This window comes from Leptolyngbya sp. 7M (genome assembly GCF_018128485.1).
On record NZ_CP070897.1, the window covers coordinates 1783830 to 1808435 of the forward strand.

20 protein-coding genes are annotated in these 24606 nt (G+C 50.4%); 14 read left to right on the plus strand and 6 right to left on the minus strand.

The features are described 5' to 3' along the window. Window positions 1-417 precede the first annotated feature (417 nt). Window positions 418-1098 (minus strand): lipoyl(octanoyl) transferase LipB, encoded by a 681-nt coding sequence (lipB, locus tag JVX88_RS08490; RefSeq protein WP_211626902.1) that lies wholly within the window; start codon window positions 1096-1098, stop codon window positions 418-420. 49 nt (window positions 1099-1147) lie between these two features. Between lipB and JVX88_RS08495 the strand changes: the two genes are divergently transcribed. Next, window positions 1148-1669, plus strand: coding sequence for a hypothetical protein (locus JVX88_RS08495; protein ID WP_211626903.1), 522 nt, complete (start codon window positions 1148-1150; stop codon window positions 1667-1669). Here the strand turns inward: JVX88_RS08495 and JVX88_RS08500 are convergent. Next, window positions 1666-2316 (minus strand): redoxin family protein, encoded by a 651-nt coding sequence (locus JVX88_RS08500; protein WP_211626904.1) that lies wholly within the window; start codon window positions 2314-2316, stop codon window positions 1666-1668. The two genes, JVX88_RS08495 and JVX88_RS08500, sit on opposite strands and share 4 nt — an antisense overlap. A gap of 212 nt (window positions 2317-2528) precedes the next feature. Beyond that, the gene (locus JVX88_RS08505) at window positions 2529-4565 is read right to left on the minus strand and encodes a radical SAM protein (RefSeq protein WP_211626905.1); all 2037 of its coding nucleotides are present in this window, start codon (window positions 4563-4565) and stop codon (window positions 2529-2531) included. Between the two features lie 578 nt (window positions 4566-5143). On the opposite strand from JVX88_RS08505, the gene JVX88_RS08510 reads away from it, so the two are divergent. The 6 genes from JVX88_RS08510 to JVX88_RS08535 all read left to right on the plus strand — a co-directional run bounded on the left by JVX88_RS08510 (window position 5144) and on the right by JVX88_RS08535 (window position 12733). Beyond that, on the plus strand, window positions 5144-6517 hold the full coding sequence (locus JVX88_RS08510) for a phosphoglucomutase/phosphomannomutase family protein (RefSeq protein WP_211626906.1): 1374 nt from the start codon (window positions 5144-5146) through the stop codon (window positions 6515-6517). Next, window positions 6418-9471: a strawberry notch family protein gene (locus JVX88_RS08515; protein ID WP_211626907.1), complete on the plus strand. Its 3054-nt coding sequence runs from the start codon at window positions 6418-6420 to the stop codon at window positions 9469-9471. The genes JVX88_RS08510 and JVX88_RS08515 overlap by 100 nt, the downstream gene beginning before the upstream one ends. A gap of 224 nt (window positions 9472-9695) precedes the next feature. Next, entirely contained in the window at window positions 9696-10808 is a 1113-nt protein-coding gene (locus JVX88_RS08520; RefSeq protein WP_211626908.1) for a sigma 54-interacting transcriptional regulator, read from the plus strand. Window positions 10809-10968: 160 nt separating this feature from the next. Beyond that, window positions 10969-12174, plus strand: a complete 1206-nt coding sequence (locus tag JVX88_RS08525; protein WP_211626909.1) for a hypothetical protein — start codon at window positions 10969-10971, stop codon at window positions 12172-12174. Window positions 12175-12179: 5 nt separating this feature from the next. After that, on the plus strand, window positions 12180-12494 hold the full coding sequence (locus JVX88_RS08530) for a hypothetical protein (protein WP_211626910.1): 315 nt from the start codon (window positions 12180-12182) through the stop codon (window positions 12492-12494). Further along, entirely contained in the window at window positions 12491-12733 is a 243-nt protein-coding gene (locus JVX88_RS08535; RefSeq protein WP_211626911.1) for a hypothetical protein, read from the plus strand. Before JVX88_RS08530 ends, JVX88_RS08535 begins: the two co-directional genes overlap by 4 nt. Window positions 12734-12956: 223 nt before the next feature. Here the strand turns inward: JVX88_RS08535 and JVX88_RS08540 are convergent, their stop codons facing one another. Further along, complete coding sequence (locus JVX88_RS08540) at window positions 12957-14021, minus strand: site-2 protease family protein (protein ID WP_211626912.1); 1065 nt, start codon at window positions 14019-14021, stop codon at window positions 12957-12959. Window positions 14022-14232: 211 nt separating this feature from the next. Here JVX88_RS08540 and JVX88_RS08545 point away from each other — a divergent pair, with 211 nt between their 5' ends. From JVX88_RS08545 to JVX88_RS08565, 5 genes are all read left to right on the plus strand, one after another. Next, window positions 14233-15018 (plus strand): MBL fold metallo-hydrolase, encoded by a 786-nt coding sequence (locus JVX88_RS08545; protein ID WP_225931361.1) that lies wholly within the window; start codon window positions 14233-14235, stop codon window positions 15016-15018. Window positions 15019-15581: 563 nt separating this feature from the next. Beyond that, entirely contained in the window at window positions 15582-15860 is a 279-nt protein-coding gene (locus tag JVX88_RS08550) for a hypothetical protein (protein WP_211626913.1), read from the plus strand. A 71-nt stretch (window positions 15861-15931) separates the two neighbouring features. Next, entirely contained in the window at window positions 15932-16474 is a 543-nt protein-coding gene (psbP, locus tag JVX88_RS08555; protein ID WP_211626914.1) for a photosystem II reaction center PsbP, read from the plus strand. A gap of 64 nt (window positions 16475-16538) precedes the next feature. Beyond that, complete coding sequence (locus JVX88_RS08560; protein ID WP_211626915.1) at window positions 16539-17138, plus strand: Maf family protein; 600 nt, start codon at window positions 16539-16541, stop codon at window positions 17136-17138. Window positions 17139-17707: 569 nt separating this feature from the next. After that, entirely contained in the window at window positions 17708-18811 is a 1104-nt protein-coding gene (locus JVX88_RS08565; protein ID WP_211626916.1) for a serine/threonine-protein kinase, read from the plus strand. A gap of 6 nt (window positions 18812-18817) precedes the next feature. Here JVX88_RS08565 and fabG read toward each other — a convergent pair whose 3' ends face one another. After that, window positions 18818-20158 carry a 3-oxoacyl-ACP reductase FabG gene (fabG, locus tag JVX88_RS42970; RefSeq protein ID WP_211626917.1) on the minus strand — a complete coding sequence of 447 codons (1341 nt, stop codon included), beginning with the start codon at window positions 20156-20158 and terminating at the stop codon, window positions 18818-18820. Between the two features lie 167 nt (window positions 20159-20325). On the opposite strand from fabG, the gene JVX88_RS08575 reads away from it, so the two are divergent. Next, window positions 20326-21510, plus strand: a complete 1185-nt coding sequence (locus JVX88_RS08575) for a cysteine desulfurase family protein (RefSeq protein WP_211626918.1) — start codon at window positions 20326-20328, stop codon at window positions 21508-21510. Window positions 21511-21604: 94 nt separating this feature from the next. On the opposite strand, the gene JVX88_RS08580 is transcribed toward JVX88_RS08575, so the two are convergent. Beyond that, on the minus strand, window positions 21605-21883 hold the full coding sequence (locus JVX88_RS08580; protein ID WP_211626919.1) for a hypothetical protein: 279 nt from the start codon (window positions 21881-21883) through the stop codon (window positions 21605-21607). Between the two features lie 422 nt (window positions 21884-22305). Between JVX88_RS08580 and JVX88_RS08585 the strand changes: the two genes are divergently transcribed. Then, on the plus strand, window positions 22306-24540 hold the full coding sequence (locus JVX88_RS08585; RefSeq protein ID WP_211626920.1) for a putative bifunctional diguanylate cyclase/phosphodiesterase: 2235 nt from the start codon (window positions 22306-22308) through the stop codon (window positions 24538-24540). The last annotated feature ends 66 nt before the right edge of the window (window positions 24541-24606 follow it).

Sequence of the window (24606 nt, forward strand, 5' to 3'; positions counted from 1 at the left end):
GGCTCGTCAATATTGTAATATGCCTCGTACGCCTGATTATCCAGGATCACGTGGATGTGATTCCCCATTTTTGTGGTCTCGTCCATTCCTGGCTTGTAACCTTTCAGGTTTCCGCCCAGCACTAACCCCACACGAACGGTCGATGATTCGATGGTCGATCCATCGGCGGGGAAGGTGATCTCTACCTCCGGTTCCGCCGAATCCTGTTCACCGCGGGCGGCTATCATATCTTTTATGCGCTGCGGAACTTCCGCTTCCGTCAAACTAACAGGACCGGCAAGCGCCGCATTCGTATTCGCATGTGACGTATGGTTGGAATGATCCTCCGCACCGCCACCGCATCCCGCGAACGCGATCGAGACAACTAGCAAAAATGACAACGTTACATTCTTCATATTTCCCCCTTTATTAGGCAATTCATACTGCGGCAAACTCTGTCGCAGCCATTTCATCAATAACTTGATCGAAGCCGAACACTTCCTTGAAATTTCTAATGATCCGCGATCCGACCTCGGCCATATCAAGTTCGTATCCTAGTAATTTCTCCATTGAGATGACTGGTTCGCCTTCGCACGCGATTATCCAGTTAAAGTAGCTGAGGTCCGTGTTTACATTCAGTGCGAATCCGTGAGTGGTAACCCATCGCTTTATATGAATGCCGATCGCGGCGATCTTCCCCTCTGACGTGTGAACTCCGGTCAGGCCCTCGATGGGGAATGCCTCGATGCCATATTCAGCCATCGTGCGTATCAGTACCGTTTCCAGATCACGAACGTATCGATGCACATCCTCGCGATCAGGTGAAAGGCTGATTATAGGATAAGCGACTATCTGACCGAGCCCGTGATAAGTAACCTTTCCCCCACGGTCGGTCTCGAATACCTCCGCACCGATGCTTCTTAGGATCTCCGCCGTTGCAAGCACTCCATTCTCGCTTGATCGGCGCCCGACAGTAAATGTATGCGGATGCTCAAGCAAAAGCAGATAGCCCTTTTCTCGGTCTGCGATCACCTCGCTTTCAAGCTGCTTCTGCAGCTCGAATGCCTCGCCATAACCGACGCGTCCAAGCCGTCGAACCTCAAGCACACGTTCTTGCATCTACCGATATGATAGAATTTTCTCGAGAGTTTTCACAGGCAGGCGATCTATGAAGTTTCTAAAGACGATAGTATTTAGTGCGATTTTGCTCACGTTTTTTGCCGTCGCGGCCGAGGCACAAAGGCGTCCGGCACGAACGACCACGCCGCGTGTTGTAACCACGAATCCTACGACGCCCACGCAATCGGCGGCAGAGATCAAAGCTGTATCAGAAAAGGTCGCGATCCAGATAAAGAACACCACAAAATTTCTTTACATACTGGGCGGAGCGGCAAGCGGGATCGAACAGATAGACAAGGACCGGAATGCTAATCGCGCCGCTCGTGATGCGAACGCAAAGAATAAAGCCGACCTGATCCGCTCGATCCAAAATCTTCGGGCGGGCATTCTCGCGCTCGAGGTCGAGTTCAGAACAAAAGACCCACTCAAAAAACATTTACCGCTGGTCCAGGGCATTACCGAACTTACGGCACAGTGTGAAGATCTGGCCTCGGCCGGAAGGTTTGCGGAATCGGGCAGACCGCTTTTAACGCTCGTTGAAAAGCTTTCGGATGTGTTGGTCGCTCTTTAGTTGTTCGGCCTGACAAGCAATAAGGAAGGTTTAGCCGGGTCGCATTCGTCAGCCATCGCCTTTGCGTTTTGGTCAAGACCGAGCTTTTTGCGGATGAACCGTTCGGCCTCATCTTGAATTAGCTGTCCATTGACGATCGGGGGGGTCGCGGCAAGCACGTTCGTCGAGGATCCGGCCGCAGAACCATCCAGAAATACGTACCAAGGCGTTCCCCACTTGCGCGTATCGCCTGCGGCAGAACGATATTTATAGTGCTGGCTCGTGAGCCGGGCGTTGCGGTCCTGCGTCTCATAAACAGAGGTAAACGGCAGCTTATAAAAATTGATGTGGTTCTTCATACTGGAGAGCGGGTCGTAGGCGGCCACACCGATAACATCAAACCCGTCGCCTTTATACTTCGAATGAAGCGACTTTACGAACTCGATGTCATCACGCCAAGTGAGACACCAAGGTGCCCAATACACCACCATCACCAGCTTTTTACCCTGAGTGAATTTTCGCAGATTCACATCCTCGCCGGTCATAACGTTGGGAAAGGTCCAGTCTTCATAACTGATCGCCTTTTCCGTGATCGGGGCCTGCTCGCTCTGCGCCAAAGTGAAAACCTGGGTAAAAAGAACTACCGCGATGATCAATAAGTACCGCATATATAAAACCTGAAGAAAGCGTATATTCTCAGACGGCGAAACACAAGCAAAAGTTGCCCTCCTGCTGTCGATAGCCGTTTCCATAGAAAATCAAACTTTCTTCGAACTTTTGAACGAATGAGACGCGCAATAACTCTGTGACGAAAAAGCCCGCGAGAACTCGCGGGCTTCTTTTGAGTGTTGCTATTTGCAACTGGTTTGCAACTAGCTGACTACTCCGCCACTGCCAGCTCTTTTTCTTCGTTCTTCTTCTTTATCCCGCCGATCTGCACCAGCTTTTCGCCCTTGATCTGGTTCTTTTCGAGGACCATCTGGTTATAGAGCTTCCGCATCATCTGCATTTCCTCAGCGGCGGTCTTCGGACCTTCCATCTGCGGCTTGTTCGGACGCTGCAGGTCGATCTCGTTCAGCACAAGGTTGTGCGAAGTATCGCCGAGCTCGACATGCTTGCCGCGTGCGAACACCTCGTGGCGGCCGTGCTCCTTATACCATTGAGCGACGGTTGCATTCTGGTGCATATGCTCGATGATGTTGCGCCAACCGATGCCGGTGTTGTATGCACAGAAGCTGATCTCGCCTTCCTGCGTACCGTAAGGGATGATGCACATCTCCGTCCGGCGGAAATCGTAGTTGAACAGATCCTGGAACCACATCCCGGCAATGAAGAGAAAGTTCCATGGGTCCTGACGCCGCTTCTCGATGTCCTCCATCGTGCGGTCCGGCCCCACCTTTCCGTAATCTTTTCCAGTCAAACCGAACGACTTGTCGAATTTCTTCAATATGCCGCCGAGCGTCAGCGAGTTCGGAGCGCCATACGGGTTGTAGTTCTTTAAAAGGGCAAGGCCCATCATAAAGTTTGAGAACCACTTGCCGCGGTTCGTGTCCGTGATGTGCTGCATATCCTTTACCAGCCCCTGTATGTTCAGGAACTGCGGAACCGGAGCCATCTCCTTCGTTTCCTTATTTACCATCACCGCCGTGCCAACGCCGCAATTCGGGTGGCACCCACATGAAACCTGGCCCCATTCTGCTTCCGGCCCGTGCACCACGTCGGCAAAATCTGCAAACGCCCCCATCAGCGAAAGTGGGAACCAATCGCGGGTCGGTTCAGTAATGCCAACCTGATCCTTGACGTCGTGTGCAAGGTGAGCAAGCGTGTAGCGCTGCTGGAGCCGACGCTGTTCGGTGATCATCTCATCGCGGCCCGTGAAGGACACCGGCTGAAACGCGATGAAGGAGATCTTCTTCGGATTCTCAAGAGCGAAGCGGATGATCGAACCAACCTGATCGTTATTGATGTTGTTGACGAGCGTTGTAACAAGGATGATATCAACGCCCGCTTCATGCAGGTTGTTGATCGCACGCAGCTTTACATCAAAAAGGTTGCCGATCTGGCGGTGCGAGTTTGCATCGTTGCCGATACCGTCAAACTGGAGATATACAAATCGGAGACCGGCTTCGGCCGCCTCGCGGCAAAATTCTTTTGACTTCGCAAACTCGATTCCGTTCGTCGCCGCCTGCACGGAGTTGTAACCGACCTTACGTGCATATCGAACTGCCTCGATGAAGTGCGGGCTCAGCGTCGGCTCACCGCCTGAATATTGGACGGACATCTGCCGACGCGGTTTGATGGAGATGGCGTTATCCAGGATCTCTTTAACGTCCTCCATTGAGAGCTCGTGAACGAACCCAACCTGGTTTGCGTCCATAAAGCACGGATCGCACATCATGTTGCAGCGATTCGTAAGATCGACCGTCAGCACCGCTCCGCGGCCGTATTTAATGGTCGAGCTGCCATGGTTGTGAAGCTTTTCGTCATTATGAGCCTGCATATCGCGGCCCGGGAAAAGCGATTCGATGTGCGTCAAAAACTTTGAATCAACGGCCATCAGATCTTCGAAATGCCCGTGCTCGGGACAATCTTTGATCATCCAAACCTGTCCGTCTCGCTCGATTATCTGCGCTTTGATCTCACCTACCTTCTCATTGATCAGCGTAGATACATCGCGCTTTCCGGCGATGATCTCTTCACGCGCCTCAATGACACAGTTCGGACAAAGCGAATCGGTCTGCCGCGGGAAACCGAGCGTCGGTTTTGATTTCTGCCAAGATTTAAGTATCGGCTTATCTGCCCATTTCGGCGTGAACGAAGGATTCGGCTTGAACTGGTTAACCGAACGGATGGCATTGAAAAGGCCACTAGCGACATAGGTAAGGCCCTTCTCAAAGTGTTTTACAGGTCGTGTCATAAAAATATCTCTCCCAACTCTAGATCAGCGTCTGGGTCAAGCTTTGCAGTATTAAGTGATTATTGCTTTGCAAAGACGCGAAAGTTCCCTGCTGGTTCAGGCAATTTCCGTGCCATCAGCCTCCAGATCACCGCATTTATAAGTTATTGACACAGAGCAGTTTAGATGCTCAGTTCTATTTACAATTCGAGCAGCAATGGTGCCTTTTGACACAGTCCCAGCACTATGCTCCAGTAGCGCGACCAAATGACACACATATCTAACGTTATCAAAAGAAATGAAGCTGGTCGGGAATGGCAATTTTGCAGGCCCGATCTTCCGTTTCACAGAAAAATGCTTAACATTGCAAGCACTCATCTAAATAGCTTAAGCACAAGATTTAACTGATACTTTAGACATTTACCGCTAAATATCTCAAAAAAAAGTTCTTATGAAGTAAAAAAGTGCTTTACATTCATAAGCGCTTATGCTATCGTTTTTCCCACTTCAAGGATTTTTCGTTTTATTTCGGACATTTAGAGGAACGCTCGGAAGCCTAATAATGGGTGTGATCGACCCACAAAATAGTTGAACCGAATATGCAGATCAAATTCGGCACATCCGGCTGGCGGGCGATAATTGCTAAAGAATTCACATTTTCCGGCGTTGAGCAGGTAACAAATGCGATCTGCAGCTATTTGAAAAGCGTTGATGAGATGAAGGGGCGTCCCCTGATCATCGGCCACGATTCACGTTTTATGGGTGAAAGCTTTGCGGCAGCAGCGGCTGAAACTGCTGCAAGCAAGGGCTTTAAGGTGCTTAAGTGCATAGGCCCGACGCCAACACCGACCATTTCGCATGCGATCCGGTACTTAGGAGCCGCAGGAGCGATGAATTTTACTGCATCGCATAATCCGCCGGAGTATCAAGGGATCAAATTTTCGACATCGGACGGGGCACCTGCCCTTCCGGAGATCACTTCACAGATAGAGGAAGCCGTTGGACAAGATATAAGGGTTAACAATGCTGATGGCGGCTTTATAGAGGATCTTGATCCAAAGCCCGATTATTTTGCTGATCTGCGGTCAAAGATCGATCTTGGTCTGATCTCAGATTCCGGAGCATCTTTTGCATATGATCCACTTTGGGGAACCGGACGAGGGTATCTTGACCAGATCCTGAGGGAAAGCAGAATAGATGTCGAAACGATACACGATTGGCGGGATGTTACATTTGGAGGGCGATCCCCTGAGCCGGCGGCCGATCATTTGGAAGGGCTAAGGAGTCTTGTAGTTGATAAAGGCCTGACGCTCGGACTCGCAACAGATGGAGACGGTGACCGCTTTGGGGTGTTGGATAGCGACGGCACCTATATCGAGCCAAATAAGCTGATCGCTTTGCTGGCTGACTATCTGATCGAGAGCCGGGATTGGAAAAAAGGTATTGCCAGAAGCGTTGCTACATCGCATCTTGTTGACAGGGTCGCCGCAGATCGGGGGGTAGAGTTATTTGAAACACCGGTCGGATTCAAGTTTATCGGCGAATTGATAAATAAGGACGAGATCGTTCTTGGCGGCGAGGAATCAGCGGGGCTTTCGATAAGAGGCCATTATCCCGAAAAAGATGGCATTCTCGCCTGCCTGCTTGCGGCGGAGGCTGTGGCATCAAGGAAAGCTAGCCTTTCTGAACAACTTGAAGACCTATTTCAACGGCTTGGCCGGCTCGAATCGGGAAGGATCGGCGTAAAGCTGACCGACGATGTTGCAACAAAACTAAAGGACCGTTTATCCGAAGATCCTAAAGAGATCAGCGGAAACAAAATAAAGAACATAAACCGCTTGGACGGCGTGAAGTTCATATTTGAGAACGATACGTGGATGCTGATGCGTCCAGGCTCGCGGACGGATCTCGGGCAGGCATCAGTATCGGCGACGGTACCGGTACGGGGAAGACCGCTACTTTGGCCGGAGTAATTCTTGACAACTGGTTTCAGGGGAGAAGGCGTGCGGTTTGGTTCTCGGTCAAGGCCGATCTGATCGAGGCGGTATCGGATGAGTTTGCAAGACTAGGGCTGACACCGCCAATAAAGCTCATAAACGACTTTCCAACGGACGGCGAGATCGCATTTGGTGACGGTATCGTGTTCTGTACATACCGGTCGTTGATAGCACGCTCTAAGTCGGGGAATCGTCGTATCGATCAACTGACCCGCTGGCTTGGAAGCGAGGGAGTTGTCATCTTTGATGAGGGGCATAAGGCGAAATACGCTTTCGCGGACGATCGCGGAAAATCGACCCAAACTGGCGCGGCGGTTCTTGAGATACAGGATCCGGTTAAGTTCCCGGACCTAAGAGTTGTTTATTCGTCTGCTACATCGGCGGGTGAGGTGAGGCATCTCGCCTACATGTCGAGGCTTGGTCTTTGGGGCGAAGGAACCAATTTTCCTTTGGGTTTCGAGCAATTCGCCGAGGAGATCGAATCGGGAGGCGTCGGTGCACTTGAAATGGTTTGCCGTGACCTGAAAGCAATGGGCCGATATCTCTGCGGAAACCTGAGCATGGGAACCGATCCTGAATCCGGTCTTGCGGTCGAGTTCCGAGAAGTGACCCATTGGCTCACTCCTGCACAACGGCAGATGTATGACAACATGGCCCAGGGCTGGCAGGAAGTCTTTCGGAATATTCATCGGGCTTTGGACCTGACCAATTCCGGTAAGGCAACTCGGGCAACTGCGGTGAATCAGTTCTGGGCTGAGCATCAGCGATGCTTCAGAAACCTGATCACTTCATTCAAGGTTCCGACGCTTATCCGGGAGATCGAAGATGCACTTGCACGGAAAGAGTCGATCGTTGTCTCCATAACCGGCACAGGCGAAAGCCAGACAAAGAAACAGATCGAACGGGCCGCGGATCAAGACGAAGCGATCGATAGCCTCGACTTTAGCCCGCGCGAAACGCTTACAAGACTTGTCGCCAATTGCTTTCCAACCGCCTGCTTTCAGGAGCGAACTAACCCTTACACAGGTACAACGGAGTATATTCCGGTGCTGGATCAAAACGGGTACCAAGTTGAAAGCCGTGCAGCTTTGCAGCTTCGAACCGAACTGCTTGATAAACTTTCGGTTCTCGAAGTGCCGGAACACCCGCTCGATCAGCTTGTGAACTACTTCGGAGTCGAGAACGTTGCCGAGATGACCGGTCGTAAGAAACGCCTGATCCGAACTGCTTCGGGTACGCTCGAATATCGGCCCCGTCAGCTCCCTGGGGTTCCGTCAAAGCTCATCAACCTACACGAGAAGAATGCATTCCAGAACGGCGATAAAAGGGTCGCGATCATGTCGGAGGTCGCATCGACCGGCGACAGCCTCCATGCGAGTTATACTGCAGGCAACAAACAAAGGCGGCTTCATATTGCCGCTGAGCTAAAATGGTCTGCCGATAAGCAGATACAGGACTTCGGACGGACACATCGGACAGGACAGGTAGCGCCGCCTGTATATCTGCTCGTATTTACTGAACTGGGAGGTGAGAAAAGGTTCTCGGCAACTATCGCCCGCCGGCTCGGGAACATGGGGGCACTAACAAAGGGCGACAGGCGGGCCGAGAAAGCCGGCAACTTAGACAAATACAATCTGGAATCGAAAGAAGGACGCTCTGCACTCAATGTTGTGATCACGGGCATCATGCGCGGCACTGAAGTCCCAGGTCTCGATGATCCAAAGCAGGCGCTGCGGGATATGGGCCTCGTAAGAACCTTGGATGGTCATGAGGAAGTACCCGACCAGGAAAAGACCAATATCCCGCGCTTCTTGAACCGTCTGCTTTCGCTTGAGGTAGATCGGCAGAATGCATCGTTCGATCATTTCTATGAAACCTTCCTTGAAACGATCGAATACCTGAAACAGAAAGGAAAACTGGATGATGGGATGGAAGATTTGAAGGCTATGTCAGTCGAAATCGCCGAAGCTCCGCAGGTTCTGCACGCGGATGCTCTCACCGGAGCCAGGACGGTCTATTACAAACTGAATCTAAAAGTTGCTTCGAATCCGGCGAGGTTCAACGACCTTGCCGGAAGCGATCAGTACCAGTTTTTTCAGCATCGCCGAGATAGTTCGTTTGTCGCGGGCAGGCGGACGCTCTTGCATACCGACCCCGAAACAGGTGAAAGATATCAGATGTTCTCGATCTCAAAACCGAGCGGAAGGAACTTGTCTTATGTTCGAGAAAGCGAATTGAACCAGAAGTATCGCGTTGTGGCGAAAAGTAAAGCCGAGATGTGGTGGCTGAATAAAGAAGCAAAGATCCCGCCATTTGAGCGAAGTACGGTTCATCTTCTCAGCGGGGCTTTGCTGCCGATCTGGAAATATCTGAAAACGCTTAGCCATGACGCATTGAACATTGTCCGGACGACGACCGACAATGGGACGCGTCTTGTCGGCGTCAGTATCGCATCTGAATGGATCGGCGATATAAGGCGTCATTTCGGGCTGCGAGCCGAGGTTCCGACGACTGCGTCCGAGATCCTGCGTATCGTTGACTTCGAGAACAACACGGTGAATCTGACCGGCGGCATCAGGATAAAAACGACACGATTTCAGGGACAACTCCTTACCGAAGTCTGTCCCTCGACATTTGAACAGATCCGCGAGCTTCGCGGGATCGGCCTTGTCAATATCGTTCAGCACGGGAAGCAGCGATTCTTTCTTCCCGAATGGTCTCCCCAGATCTATCTTGAACCGATCCTCGCCTTTTATCCGCCGGAGTCCACCGATATAAGTTTTCAACCGGAATTGCAGGCCGCGTTCACCGCCTTTGTCAAAGAGAAACCGGCAGAGCTTCCCCGATGGCTGCTCGAACCTGATGAAAATGCGGTTCGCGAGCTATCGGTCGTAGGTGAACTATCCGGAATGAGCACTTTGCGGACATAGGTATTGAAGGTCAAAAGGCATTCCTTCCATTGAATAAGTCGGAAAAAGTTTGTCTTAAAGAGGTAACCTCTACGTCTAATGCGGGTTTTTAGTTATGTAGGTCGAATATTGCAATGGGAGTCAGGTTTTTCCAACGAGGAAGAGCCAACGGAAATTACCGAACCGTTTGTTTAAGCACGGCAATTAAAAAAAAGATCGAAGTTTTTAAACGGAGAATTTACCTTATGCAGAATCAGAACGCCTTTACCAGCCCCGATCCAGGATCGTCGATCCTAGACGAAAAGATAGCCCTATATGCACGAGTTCCGCATTACGTGCTCATAACGGGTGAGAGGGGGACTGGAAAGACGACGATTGCCCGAAAGCTTCACGAGCAAAGCCCGAGATCTAAGCGCGAGTTCGTAAGTGTCAATTGTGCCAGTTTTACCTCAGAACTTCTTGAATCAGAGCTGTTCGGCTATGAAAAAGGGGCTTTTACAGGGGCCACCGCGGCAAAGGCCGGGTTGTTTGAGACATCAGGCGGTGGAACCCTGTTTCTTGACGAGATCGGCGAACTGACGCTTTCTCTTCAAGCAAAGCTTCTAAAGGCGGTGGAAGAAAAACGGATACGGAGAGTTGGCGGCACTTACGAACGGGTGATAGATGTTCGTATCGTAGCCGCCACATCGCGAGATCTGAAGGCGATGGTTTGTGACGGCTTGTTCCGTCCGGATCTCTTCGACCGTCTTAATATCCTCCAGCTTGAGACGATCCCGCTTCGTTGCCAAAAGGAAAAGATCCGCCATTTGTTCCTCCGTCAGATGGAAGTCGAGCGGTCTTCCGTCGGGAGAGTCTTACCATTTGTGATCGACGAGGCCGCATTGTGCGAGATCGAACGGAGCGAGTGGAAAGGCAACTACCGTGAGTTGCGAAACTTCGCTGCTCGTCTCGCAGTCGAGTCGATGGACCTTTCGGCCATTACCCTTGAAATCGTCAAAAAGGCTCTGAGATCTGACTCGTCGCCGGGCGGAGCTGGGGCAGCATTGCCCTTGCCCGAGACAGATTCCGATCGTGAAGCAGATCTGGAGGGCGTCGCAGAACGCAAATTCGTCACCGTTGTGCTTGATCCTGAATCGGACGATCTGGACAGCATTTATGTGAAAGCGGCAGCTACATTCATCGAGCACGCCTTGACAAAGAGCAACGGAAGCCTTCGACTCGCCGCAAGGTCAATGAATACGACCCACTCAACACTTTCCCGGATTCTGAAAAAACACCGAGAGCGGGTCGAAGACTCTCCGAAAAGCCCCCCGCGGAACTCGCAATATCGAGCTATGGCTTATTCGGCAACCGTGTAGGCACATGTCACTCTGTTTTTTTGGTTCGTGATCCGTCACGGACCATTTTTGCGTGTGTAGTGACAAGGCAAGTCGTGGCACGCGACGGTCGTCCGGGTCACGATTGTATTTGCCGGGAAGAAAAAGAAGCGGAAGACATCGAAGTGGAGTGAGAACAAACATGGACATTCTGAACAGCGGCTCCTTTGTACCGCTCGACAATAAAGAAAGAATGGAGCAACTGGCCTTCACCGCCAAAACGCTCGCGATCGAGGTTAGCCGAGCTGAAGGGTTTCAAAGCAGCGGCCCGACAAATCACCAGCTTGGGCTTGAGATGTGGAAGGGGGCCGAGTATGTGTGCCGGGCACACGAGGAAGCTACGATCAGGAATCTCTTTCTGAGCAAGTTTCTCGAAACGCTCCGCGAGATCGAAAGACAAAATGTCGGTCAACGGAAACCGTCTCAAACAGAGTTCGCCAATGTACCAACGGTTCACTCGGCTGATCCGGTCCAACCGCAGATCGAGGAACCGTCTATAACGCGTCCCGATCCTGTACCGTTTAAGGCACAGCCCTCTCCGCCACCGGAAATCCAGGAGCGACAGCCGAAAGAGGCTCGGGACGAATTTCTTGGCGTCATCCCTCAGGAGGACGCACTTGACACCGAACGTCCATCATATGCAGACGAGTGCAAACCGGAATGCGAGGCCGATATCGTCGCGATGACAAATGATAAAGAGATGGCTGAGATCGACGCTGAGCAGGCCGACGAGTTACGAGAAGCTGAATCAATACCGCCAATGACCGCGGAAGGACGCGTACCAAAGGAGGTGCAGCAACCCGCCGCAACCGAGAGTGGGAGCAATGATGCTTCCAAAGTCGAGAGATCAGGCTCGCCGGATGAACCAATAGCCCCAAGAGCCGAGGATACGGATATAGCCGGATCGCCGGTCCCCGACGCCGCTCCCGCAATCGGTTCGATAGTCCTTTCTGATAGGGAGCCGTTCGATTTTAAAGCTTGCACGGTCACAGCGGTGATACAACTTTTGCCCGAAGAGCAGGGTGTCCGCAAATGCGTCGTGAGTGTTCGCTCCCACGACTTCGCACCGCAGATCTCGATCTCGGCTCTGAGCAACGACGGTCTTAACGACGGGTTAAGAGATTGCCTCGAAACCGCAATCGGTCAATATGCGACACATCTTCCCGAACTCGCTGCCGAGAAGGTTAAAAAGCAGAAAGCAGCGATAAAGAAACGTACTTCCAAGACAGACGCCAAAAGCTCTAAGTCCAGCCCAGGTTCCAAAAGCGAGGCCGCCGCCGCTACTACGCCTCCCGCAACCGAGAGCGCTGAAACAGCTAAGGATCAACAGGGTCTCTTTGCATCATAAAAATCATGGAAAACGAAACCAATTCCACCCAGCCAGAGGCAAAAGCTGAAGATGCTGCTACAGCGGCTGCACCGTCAGAGCAGAAGTCGGAGACTCCCGCTAAGGACAGTTCTCAAGTCACCGATCCGAAGGCAACGATAAAGATCGAGGGTCAGAACTTTGACCTCGACGCTGCGCTGGCTCAGGAAGATGTGACGTTGAAAAAGGTCTTGCAACCGCACTTCGCATCAATCGAGAACGCGAATATAACGCGCGAGGTAAAAGACGGAAAGCTTACGGTGACGATCGTAAAACGCGCCCAGCACAAGGGAGTCCGATGAAGCGTGAGTCTCCACTCGAAATACTCGTTGCGGAGAACGAGCAGGTGAATCCGGCGATCCTTCTGGCTGAGGAATTCATGCGGAGGGATATCGCAGACCTCCTAGGCGTCGAGGATATAAAAAGAGCAGAAGAGATCCTGTATATCGGGAGGATGGAGATAGAGACGGTCGAGCGGCACTTGGCCGCGTTTCGCAGGCTTCCGGCGACTCCGTCAGTCAATATTCCGACCGGATTCTGAACATGAGTCTTGATATGTCCGTGACTGCCGGCCCGAGCGTTTTGTTTACCGAACAATTCGCTGAACGGCTGTCAAAGTCGATCGAGTACCTCAACTTTAAGGCTCGAAGCCACAACGCCATCACCTCTCAAGACTATGTTGCAGCCGTCATTTCCGAACAGCAGAAATATGCACTTTATCGCGACCTCTTTCCGTCCGAATGGACAACTTCGAAAGCCAGTTTTTATCGTCGGGGGTACTTCGTCAAGTACAGCGAACGAGCTAACGAACTCTTTCGTCTTGTGAACGATAAGCCCCAGAGCAGAATCGGAATTGTCACCACAAAGCCAGCCAAGGGACCTGCCAGACCGACATCAAATAGCGCCTTGCGGTTCGGCACATGAGAGCGGAGCTGAATAAAGGCCCCAAAGGTGCCAAACGGAAAAATCATCGCTGGCGGCACCGGAATAAAGTAGGGCAGCGTGGCCCGAATCCGATAGCGACGGGCGGCAAGGTAGTGTCCTAACTCGTGGATGCCAAAAATTGCCATCAGGGACAAGCCATAGGGCAAACCCGATCTAAGCATCGTCCAGTCGGGAGGCATGGTTAATTCTGGATTCGCCATCAGCGCACCCGCCAGGGTTGTCGTCAGCAAAGTGGCCAACAGCAAGCCCAAGGCAATCCTTGGACGAGTTAGCTGGGTATCACGAGTCGGAGCCTCTGCTGAGCGAGCCTGCGGGTTGGGCACCAATGCAAAAAATGGCTTACCATTCAAGCCTTCCTGAAACACCACTAAAAACCGATCGGCAAAGTAAGCTTCTACATTTTCTCGCACCGTTTTGTAGGCGACATCCGGTGAGGCCCGCAGTTGGCCCCGACAGATCAACGCCTGTGGTTTGTGCTCAATGGCCTGTAAATAATAAACGGTCCAGGGAAAGCAGTTCTGTAGCTCGGCTTCTTCCTCTTTGTTGATCGGACGCAAGGTTGGACGCTTCTCTAGAGGACTCATCTGAAACTCTGGCTGCACATCGGACTGAGGCGTCGAAGGTTTAGCAGAGGGTTGAGCCGGACGCCCCCACTGCACCAGCAGCAAATACAGCACCGAGCTGATCATAAATGGCACAATCAGCAACAAGAGTGGAATCCGCTGATCGTCCTGATTGAAAATCACCCAGGCTGTCCAGACAAAAGCAGGCATCATCATCACCACCCACAGTAGCCAAACGGGCGTTTTGGTGACATTCGCCACGCTCCGTTGCACAATGAAGTAGGTCAGAAGTCCTAGCAAAACTAGCCAAAACAGAATCATGCTGCGATCTCAAATTCGGTCAGCCTAGGCTTACAATAAATCAGCCCAATTAATTAGCAATTAATTATTAGCAATTAATTAGTCCGATCCATCAGCCATTGATTCCAGGATACCGCTTCCCATCAGTTCGCAGCATTTTTCTGGAAAGTTTTCAGTGAGCGATTGCTGATAAAACGCCCATCATCCGCTGAAATCATTGGCTATTGATGCAATGAACCAACCCTTCCCTTTACCCTCTGAATTCGGGCCTGAACCAACACTGGGCAATCCTTCCAGTACCCAAGCCGAAAACCCAGAAACCAAACCGGATGCCCGCACCGAGCCACCTGCCACGGCAACAACCGGCAAACAACCCAGGACCGTTTTTCCGACGATTTTTGCCTTTCCTCCTAACCGTGACACCATGGGGGGCACCGCCTATCTGCTGCTCGAACCCACCGGCAATGTTTTGATCGACTGTCCAGCCTGGGACGAAATCAATCGCGAATTTATCGAAGCTCAAGGCGGAATTCGCTGGCTATTTCTCACCCATCGCGGCAGCATGGGCAAAGTAAAAGAAATTCAGCAGGCATTTCAGTGCCAAATTCTAGTGCAGGAGCAGGAAGCCTATCTGCTGCCCGGACTGGAGTTAACCAGCTTCCAGCATACCTTTCAGCTCAGTCCCAGCAGCGAGGCCATTTGGACCTGCGGCCATTCTCCCGGTTCTGCTTGTTTATACCACCGCCACTACGGTGGAATTTTGTTTACCGGGCGGCATTTGCTGCCCAATGCGCAAGGTCAACCGGTGCCGTTGCGAATTGCTAAAACCTTCCACTGGCCTAGGCAAATTCAAAACGTAGAAAACCTGCGCCAGCGGTTCACAGCCGCAACCCTCAGCGCCATCTGTCCAGGAGCTAATACTGGCTTCCTACGCGGTCAGCGGGCCATTAGCAACGCCTATGAGCAGCTAGCCCAGCTCGATCTGAATGCCTGTTTGCAGGCAAAGCCAGGTTTGTAGTTCCCCTTTGCAACTGCTAGCTGAACTGTTAGCTGAATTGTGCTAGCCAAATTGCATGCCTTACAACCCCCGTTACAACTAATTGCACTTGATTGCGCTGGAATAAATTGAATTGACAGGGATGTTGAAAGAAAGCTAAAGAGGAAGTAGATCCGTCTTAAGGCACTTGTTGCGAGTTTTGGCTTCGGCTGTAATTGAGATTGCTTGGGCATAATTGCTTAACATCCTTCAGCTCTCTAGCCGCTAGTTTTTGGATCTGCAATAGCTGCAATAGCTGAGCCTGTGGCTTTTCAGTGCAATTTTGTTTTGTTATAAATTTGCTTTGTCATAGAGCCGCTTTAGTTCCTGTCTGAAATTCCTATCTGACCAGGTCCAGACTGCAAAGTTCCCATAATCAAGACCAGCAAGCGTTGCTCATCGCTGATTGACGCTGATTGATTAAGTTCATTGACTTACAGGCTCAGGAGCTTTGGATTTAACTTTCATTAACCATTTCTCTAGCAGATCTGGTTAGCAGATCTTGCAATCGGTGCTAAATATCCTCCTCGCTCCTCCTAAACCCTATGGATGCTACCCCTAACCCGTTCAAAACGGCCAACTATCTATTTAGAAAAGCGAGTCATGCACAGTGGCATCGCACTCAAAGCAAACAGCACATTCTACGCTCCCAACTTGGATTTAAAGACCTAGCCCTCAGTCGTCCCAAAGCTTGTCAGAACTGTGCTAACTACCACGGTATTGCCTACGGCTACAGTCGCGGGAATCGCACCATGCTAGTCTGCGGCTTTCATCCTTACGGTTGGCTAGAAGATAGTCATTGCCCAGATTGGAGTGCGACTTGAAACAGGAAAAGAGCTATCCCATACTGTCCCGGAAAGCAGTAAAATCGACTGGGAACATTTTGGGAAGCGACATGCTGAAGCGAATTGCAATCGTACTGCTGGCCATTGTGGGTTTGAGTTTGCAGAGCTGTACTCCGGCATCGCTAAACCTCAAAAGCTATGTCAATACCTATCAGGGCTATGAGTTTCTCTACCCGAACGGATGGGTGGAAGTGAAGGTCAACAACGGTCCAGATGTGGTCCTCCATGACCTGATCGAGGAGCTAGAGAACGTCAGCGTGGTGATTAACCCCATCTCTGATAACAAAACCCTGGCCGAGCTGGGATCCCCAACCGAAGTAGGCTATCGCCTGTCTAAAAATGCCATTGCACCGCCGGATTCGGGTCGGCAAGCCGAATTGGTCAGTGCTGAGAGCCGTCAAGTTGGCGATGAGCTGTATTACTTGCTGGAGTATGCAATTAAATTGCCCAGTCAGCAGTTGCGCCATACTCTGGCTAGTGTGGTGGTGCGGCGTGGCAAGCTATTCACCTTCAACCTCTCGACCAGCGAGCAGCGTTGGGAAAAAGCTCAGGATCTATTTCGCAAAGTGGTCAACTCTTTTTCGGTCTATTAGTCCAGGTTTATTTGCTGAAGTTTATTTGCTGAAGTTTATTTGCTGAAACAATTAGCAGCTGCTTATGGGCATTCCTTCCTTTGTCCTAGCCTCTGCGTCTCCGGCGCGGCTACGTTTGTTGCGCGAAGCGGGCATTGAACCGATCGTGCATCCCAGTCACTTTGACGAGTCCCAAGTGCAGCTGGCCTCTCCACAGGACTTAGTCCAGTCTTTGGCAGACGGAAAAGCAACAGCAGTGGCGGCTGAATTCAATGGTGCACTGATTTTGGGCTGCGATTCGGTGCTAGCCTTTCAAGGTGAAATTTATGGCAAACCGGCCAATCCCAGAGAAGCAATCGAACGCTGGCAGCAGATGCGGGGACAGACGGGCCAACTTTTTACTGGCCATGTTTTGATTGACCAGGTCCAGCAACGCAAACTAGTGCAATGCCAAGTAACCGAGGTAGAGTTTGCACTGGTAAGCGAACGCCAGATTGAAGCCTATGTGGCAAGTGGCGAACCGTTGCAGTGTGCGGGCGGCTTTGCCCTAGAGGGTCGGGGAGGGCTGTTTATCGAAAAAATTAACGGCTGTCATAGTAACGTGATTGGCCTGAGCTTACCGTTGCTGCGGCAAATGCTGGCCGAACTGAGCTACGATGTGACAGATTTTTGGTTACGCCCTTAACACAACCCTAGACAACCGCCCTGCATCAGTATTTCTGCATTATTTTTGTATCAATGTCACATAACCTTACAAAGCGATTGTTTAGAAACGGTAAAAATTAGAATCCTGCAGTAGAAATTTTAATCACAGGTTTCATGGCTGGAAAACCGCAGTCAAATACCAGGAGAACCTTGGGTCTTGTTGATTTTTACACCATGACTTCAACCACTCTCGAAGCCGGCAATTCCACGGTGAAAGCAATAAACAGCGCTACAGCTGTCGATGGATTTTCTCCGTACTAGAACCTATGCATAAGTCTGGTGCAGACTTCACTGTGTCTTTATGAAGTCACCAGAAGTACTGATGCTATATTGCCAGTTAAGACAGGACAATTTAGATACAGGTTTGTATGCTGGAAGCGGGTGCAAAGTCGCTGACCTCAATTCAAGTCACTGTCTCTCCCACTGTAATTGCCTTAAGATCCTCTGTAATCGATTCTGTAATCGATAACTGGACCCAACAACTGTAATCCAATCGTTAGCATTTACTAGGCAAAGCTCTTTTGACCTAATTTCTACTCTGAGTCGCCAATGGATTCATCCATTCCCAAGTTAGATAAGCTGCGTGCCAACCCTCAACATCAGACCCAACTGGCCCAAATTTGCGGAACGGACCAGCTCTTCCGCAACCGCTACCAAATTCTGCGAACCTTAGGACGGGGCGGGTTTGGTGTCACCTATCTTGCTAAGGACGCATCACTGCCCAACTCACCAGTTTGTGTGATTAAGCTTTTATGTCCCAAGGTGAGTAATCCGGTCGTGCTGCAACGTGCCTGCCAACGGTTTGAGCGAGAAGCGAAGATCCTCAGCCAATTGGGAAGCCACGCCCAAATTCCACGTCTGCTCGATTATTTTCAGGTGGATGGTGAATTTTACCTGGTGCAAGAGTATATCCGTGGCCGCACGCTCGCCAAAGAGATCAAGAGCAAGGGCACCCTTTCAGAGCTAGAAGTGAAACAGTTCCTGCGCGAGATCCTGCCGGTACTGAGCTACATCCACGAGCATCAGGTGATCCACCGCGATATTAAACCCCCCAACATCATTCGCTGTCAAGATGATGGCCGCTTAGTGCTGATCGATTTTGGGGCTGTGAAAGAGCAGTTTGTGCAGGTAAGCCAGAGCACCCAGCGGGGCACCACAACCCACTTTGTTGGGACTTTAGGCTTTGCACCACCCGAACAACTCGCTCTGCGAGCTACCTACTCCAGCGACATCTTTGCCTTGGGCGTTACCTGTTTGTACATGCTGACCGGCAAACCGCCGATGGAGTTTAGCTACGATTCGACCACCGGCGAAGTCAACTGGCAAGACTATGTTACGGTCAGCGAGCATTTCGGCAAAATTCTCGACAAGATGCTGAAGGTATCGGTCCGCGATCGCTACCAATCTGCCGATGAAATTCTGCGTATCCTCAATCTAGAGCCATATTTGGGCAAACTCTCCGACTGTTTGCATATTCAACCGCGCCTCTCAGAATTACCCGACGAAGCTGCGCTATTGGCTCGTAACGGCTATCTGCCGCCGATTGTGCGGGCCGCTATTGCTATTCGTCGCTGGCGAGCACGCATGATGCTCCGCGATCGCAAGCGCAAAGTAGAGCAAGAGGGTGAATTGCTGATCAACGAGGTGAACTAAAGAACGCTAGCTGCTGCCATAGACCGGAACCACCGCTCCTCGCAGATCTTTGGCAGCTTCTGATGCCAAAAAGCAAATCACCTGCCCCAAGGATTCCGGCTTCACCCACCGGTCGGCGTTTTCACTGCCCATCGCGGCTCGGTTAGCGGGTGTATCAATAATGCTCGGCAGGACCACATTGGCTGTGATATTGGTGCCTTTGGTTTCATCAGCAATGGCTTGAGTCAACGCCACAACACCCGCTTTCGAAGCACAATAGGCTGCCAACTGGCCTCCCGGCTGAACCGCTCCCCGCGACCCCACGGTGACAATCCGTCCGTAGTTCTGCTCCAGCATCCGCCGTAGGCTATGTTTGCAGGCCAGAAACGCCGTGTTCAAATTCAGATCAAAATCCCGTTTCCATTGCTCATAGGCATATTCGTGGGTCTTACCCATCGAGAATCCTCCGACCAGATGGATCAGGGCATCCACCCGTTCCATGCCGTTCACCAACTGTTCCACTGCCGTCTCATCCGCTAAGTTCGCCTCCACAAACCGGACTCTGGCCCGATCCGCCGGCGACAAAATCCCCTTCAGTCGCTCCACCTCCTGGGCCTTCACATAGGGAATCGTCACTAAAGCCGCCCCCTGTGCCAAAACCAGTGGCGTCACCCCCAAGCCCAAACCACCCGTACCACCCGTCACCAAAACCTGCTTTCCGTTCATCATCGGCTTCACCCAACTTTTCCTGCATCCTACCCCTATGAGGTTGGCTTCCACACCACTGCAATTCCTCGAATGCATCACGCAAGTACAGGTTTGAATATCCAGCTGTGGGTATTGTTCACGCTTCATCTGCTGAAGCGTTCTGGCAGTATGGATCGCTTTGTCCCAACTTCCCTCTTTTCGACGGATCTTTTCATGAGCCTCTTTCATCCCGTCGATACCGAGAGCGACCGTTACGTTCAGGTTCGGACACTCGTCAAGGATGCGGGTAACATCCGGAAAGATCCTCTGATGGATCTGCCCGTTTGACATAAGATAGACAGAATCCAGCCTGTTGTTCTCGTAAAACGCCTTTACGATCTCCGGAAGGTCTTTTCGCGTGAAAGGCTCTCCGCCAGCAAGTACGAGTACACCGAGATTTCCTCCTAGCGTCTCAGAAATTCGAGCAATCTCATCCGACTTCATCTGCAGCTTCTTTCGCGGTCGATCGTCCAGTTCCTCCGTAAAGAAACAGTGTGTACAGCGCATATCGCAGACACTCGTAACGAGAATGTTGAGAAATATCGGAGAGATCGGACGGCCAACAACTATGCTCGCCCAACGTTTGAATATCTCCTTCGTAGCAAAATCCAAAAATGCCATACATTTATCAGAACGAGATACTTGTGCGAATCGTTCCCGCAATACACCTCGCCAGAATAAATCTATCGAATTTTTGGGGAATATGGAAATATAAACAAGCTATAGCTTGAATTTGTTGCTTGAGGCAAAATTCTATTGCGCAGTAACTGTGCGTTAAAATGGTTTGTATGCTCCGACGCGTTTATCTCGACAATAGTGCGACCACACAATGCGACCCTCTAGTCATCGAGGCAATGATGCCTTATCTGACCGACAAATTCGGAAATGCATCAAGTATCCATCAATTTGGCCAAGAAACCCGTTCGGCGGTCGATAGAGCGCGGCATCAAGTAGCGGCTGCCTTGAATGCCCGGCCGAATGAGATAATTTTCACGTCCGGCGGTACTGAATCAAACAATCTGGCAATTAGAGGGTTGATAGAAAATGTCTTAACAAAAGATCCCGAGAGACCGCCGCATATCATCACTTCAACGATCGAACATCCAGCTGTGAAAGAGGTCTGCAGTGATCTTGAAGCGAAAGAAACACAGGTAACGTATCTGCCGGTATCTGAGAACGGACTGGTTTCTGTCGAAGCCGTTGCTGACGCCGTCCGCGAAAACACTGCGCTCATCTCAATTATGGCCGCGAATAATGAGATCGGCACATTGCAGGCTGTCCCAGAGATCGGCCGTCTTGTAAAGCAAATACGTAGTCAAGGCCGGAAGATCTGGTTTCATACTGATGCCGTTCAGGCTTTCGGAAAAGTTCCTATAGATGTCGAAGAAATCGGCTGCGACCTTCTTTCTATCTCGGCTCACAAGATTCACGCACCGAAAGGTATCGGAGCTCTTTACGTCCGACGGGGCGTGCGTCTGCATCCGCAGAATATCGGCGGTCGCCAGCAACGCGGCGTTAGGGCCGGCACGGAACCGGTAGCCCTGATCGTGTCGATCGGCAAGGCGGCGGAACTGGCAATGGAAAAACTGCACGAAATGGATCAACGCATAAGGCAGCTTCGTGATCGGATGGAAGACCAAATCCTTGAAAACATTAATGGTGCAGTTTTGAATGGCGAACGCACATATCGTCTTCCGAATATCTCAAATATCTCATTTCGCGGGGTCGAAGGTGAGGCTTTGTTAATAAATCTGGACATGAACGGAATTGCCGTTTCAACTGGTGCCGCGTGCTCATCCGGATCATTGGAACCCTCTCCCGTAATTAGGGCTTTGGGTCGGGATGATGAACTCGCCCGGGGAGCGATACGCTTCAGCCTTGGGCGATTCAACGAAGAAACTGACGTGGACAAACTTCTTGAAATACTTCCTAAAGCGGTAAGTAACTTACGTGAGCTCTCCGTCCGAGCGTAACGAAAAGCAAACTGCCCTCTAAAATGAAAAAGCCCGCCGGGGGAGTCGGTCAGGCTTTTACGGTGTGGGATTGCAACCCAAAACTTATGGAAAATTATCCTTGAATAATGATCCCACAGTTTGTCGGAGCTTCCGTGTCGGATACTCCCTGGATAATGATTCCGGTCAAACCTTGAATTATTATCCCTGTAACCCCCTGAATGATAATGCCCCAATCGGTCTTGGTGTCATTCTTATCAGTGCACTGCTGGGTGGTACGGGTCGGTGTGCCCTTAAGATCCCATACGATTATTCCAGCATTTGCGAATGTTGAACCAAACAGAAGCACGAAAGCTAACGTCGTCGTCGGAATGAAGCCTCTAAGTTTTCTCATCTCTTTTTCTCCTCAGTTTTTATTGATCGGGTTGCCCCTCACTGTTAAGTGTTAGTTCAAGCGTTGTGCCAGAACTTATTTCTGTTCATAAGAATAAGCTAACTTATGATTGTTCAGACCTTTACGACACGCATTCTAAGATATTTGTAAAATCAGATTTTTAGATTGCCATCTGGATATTAGATATACACTTTCCTTGCAGCACTATGTAACTTATTGAAAAACCTTGGTTAAAGCACGCGCATACCTTCTATACAGCCAAGGTGTTACGTGAGTATACAATCCAATCTCTATCAAAAACTCTGAGATTCGGCTTGCAAATTTCGAATCAGCTGGTATTATGGAAAAATGGGCTTGTAGGCTCTGCTTTTATAAGAATAAAAAGAGCAGCAATACCCGCCATCCTATCCCAAGACCACTTTATGTCCAATTCGGCATCACTTGTCGCTTTGAAAGTGTTCGTCATTGCTGTCGGCACGATCTGCTTTCTGTGGGCCGCTTCTATATTTCCTCTTACATCCATAGATACTGGATTTGTTGGGCTTTTGGTATTTGCGATTTTAATGTCCCCTCGGCTGAGCCTGACTCTTCCCCGCTCACAGTTCATGGTGAGTTTTTCGGACGCACTCATATTTCTCAGCCTGCTTTTATATGGAGGAAGCTCAGCGATCGTACTTGCCGCGTTTGAAATGCTGGCAAATTGCCTTTACCTTCAGTCGCAAGGTAAGCGATTCGGCCACTTAATGATCAAGACAAACGTTGCGATAAACGTTATCGCAACAACTGTCACAGTACTTTTTTGGTCCTATCTTCTTTCTACCGGGATCGAACCCGGAAAAACACATCACCTGATATCGATTTTAGGGCTTTTGGCAATAACGCAGTTCGTAGTCTCATCAAGCATAGCCGCGATACTTCAATCTCGAACGGACAAAGCCAATGTTTGGGAAACCTGGAAACAGGGCTGTTTTTCCAGCTCAATGTCCCAGATCATTGGTGTCGGCATTGCCGGCATATTTTTCAAGATAATCAATTACGGGGATATCATAGCGGGTTTAGTGGCATTCGTGACCTTTGTGATGCTTTACCTTTATTTCTATCAATCGGTCAATGAGATGAAAAAGGCCATTGATAAGGTTGAGGGGGCGGAACGCGAACGTGCCGAAACAGAAAGGACCCGGCGAAAAGAAGCCGAAGCGCATGCAGAAGAACTAACAAAACTGCTCGAAAAGGAAGAGCGTTCAAATACGGCCCTTCGCCAGAGTGAGAAAGATCTTCAGCATGCAGCTCTCTATGACTCTCTGACCGGATTGGCAAACAGAAAAAACCTAAATCACACGCTTGAGGATTTGATCGCGATTTACAGAAAAGACCCAACAGCCACCTTTCAGGTATTATTTCTCGATATTCGTAAATTCAAAAATATTAACGACACTCTGGGTCATACCATTGGAGACAAAGTACTTTCAATAGCAGCCAAAAGATTTGAGCGTTTCGTAAGTCCCGAGGACACCGTTGCACGAATGGGAGGAGACGAATTCGCTATAGTTCTTAGAAACGTTTCGACAAGCGGCAAGGCATACAAAATAGCTAAAAGGATTTATGACAACATCGGACAACCATTTTCACTCGCCGGACACAAGATCGTGATCGAGCTCAACATCGGCATAGCTTCTTGTGATACGGAATATCGTTATCCGGAAGAGATCCTGCGAGATGCAGACATAGCTATGCATCACGCGAAAGAACGAAATGAGGGCCTGGCGATATTCACGACTGAGATAAGATCAAGATTCCAAGAACGTGTCCGTTTTGAAATGGACCTTAGCAACGCTATTGAAAGAGGCGAACTTTCACTCAACTATCAGCCAATAGTCGATCTTAGTACAGGCGGTTTGGCGGGATTCGAAGCTCTCTGCAGATGGGATCATCCTGAACATGGCCCAGTTCCGCCGAGCAAATTCATTCCCATAGCAGAACAATCCAGACTCATTCAACCAATGACAGTTTGGATACTTCGCGAAAGCTGTAACCAATTGATGGAATGGCGAAGGATAGCTCCGGAATACAGTGACCTAATAATCAGCGTTAACATTTCTGGCAAACACTTGAACAACAACGATCTTATAGATGATGTTGAGAATGCTCTTGCCGAGACCGGCCTTCCGCCTGCCTCACTCAAGCTTGAAATAACTGAAAGCTCGGCAATGGAAAATCCGGAGCACACTACAAACGTACTCAACCGGCTAAAGCACCTGGGCGTGAAATTGAGCATCGATGATTTCGGAACGGGATATTCGAGCCTTAGTTATCTGCAAAAACTTCCATTCGATTCGCTCAAGATCGACCGTTCCTTTGTAAAGAATGTCGGCGAACGCGGCGAGAATTCGGAGATACTTCAAACTATAGCTTCATTAGCAAAGAATCTGCGGCTTCGTTCGATCGCAGAAGGCATAGAAACGGAAGCTCAGCTCTCAGTACTCAGGAATCTTGGCTGCGACCTGGGGCAAGGATATCTGCTTGCCCGTCCAAAGGGACGGGAAGAAACAGAACGCTTGCTTTATTCACGTCATCATCAATGGTTCCCACAATCTATCAGCGGCGAATTTGAGAAGTATGACATCTCTAGGGACCGCGAAGACATTCCAGTTTTCTAATACCGTCTCAATGCAAGCCGTTGATGATAGTGACCTGCCGAACAAAATTCGGCGGGTCAAATTTCT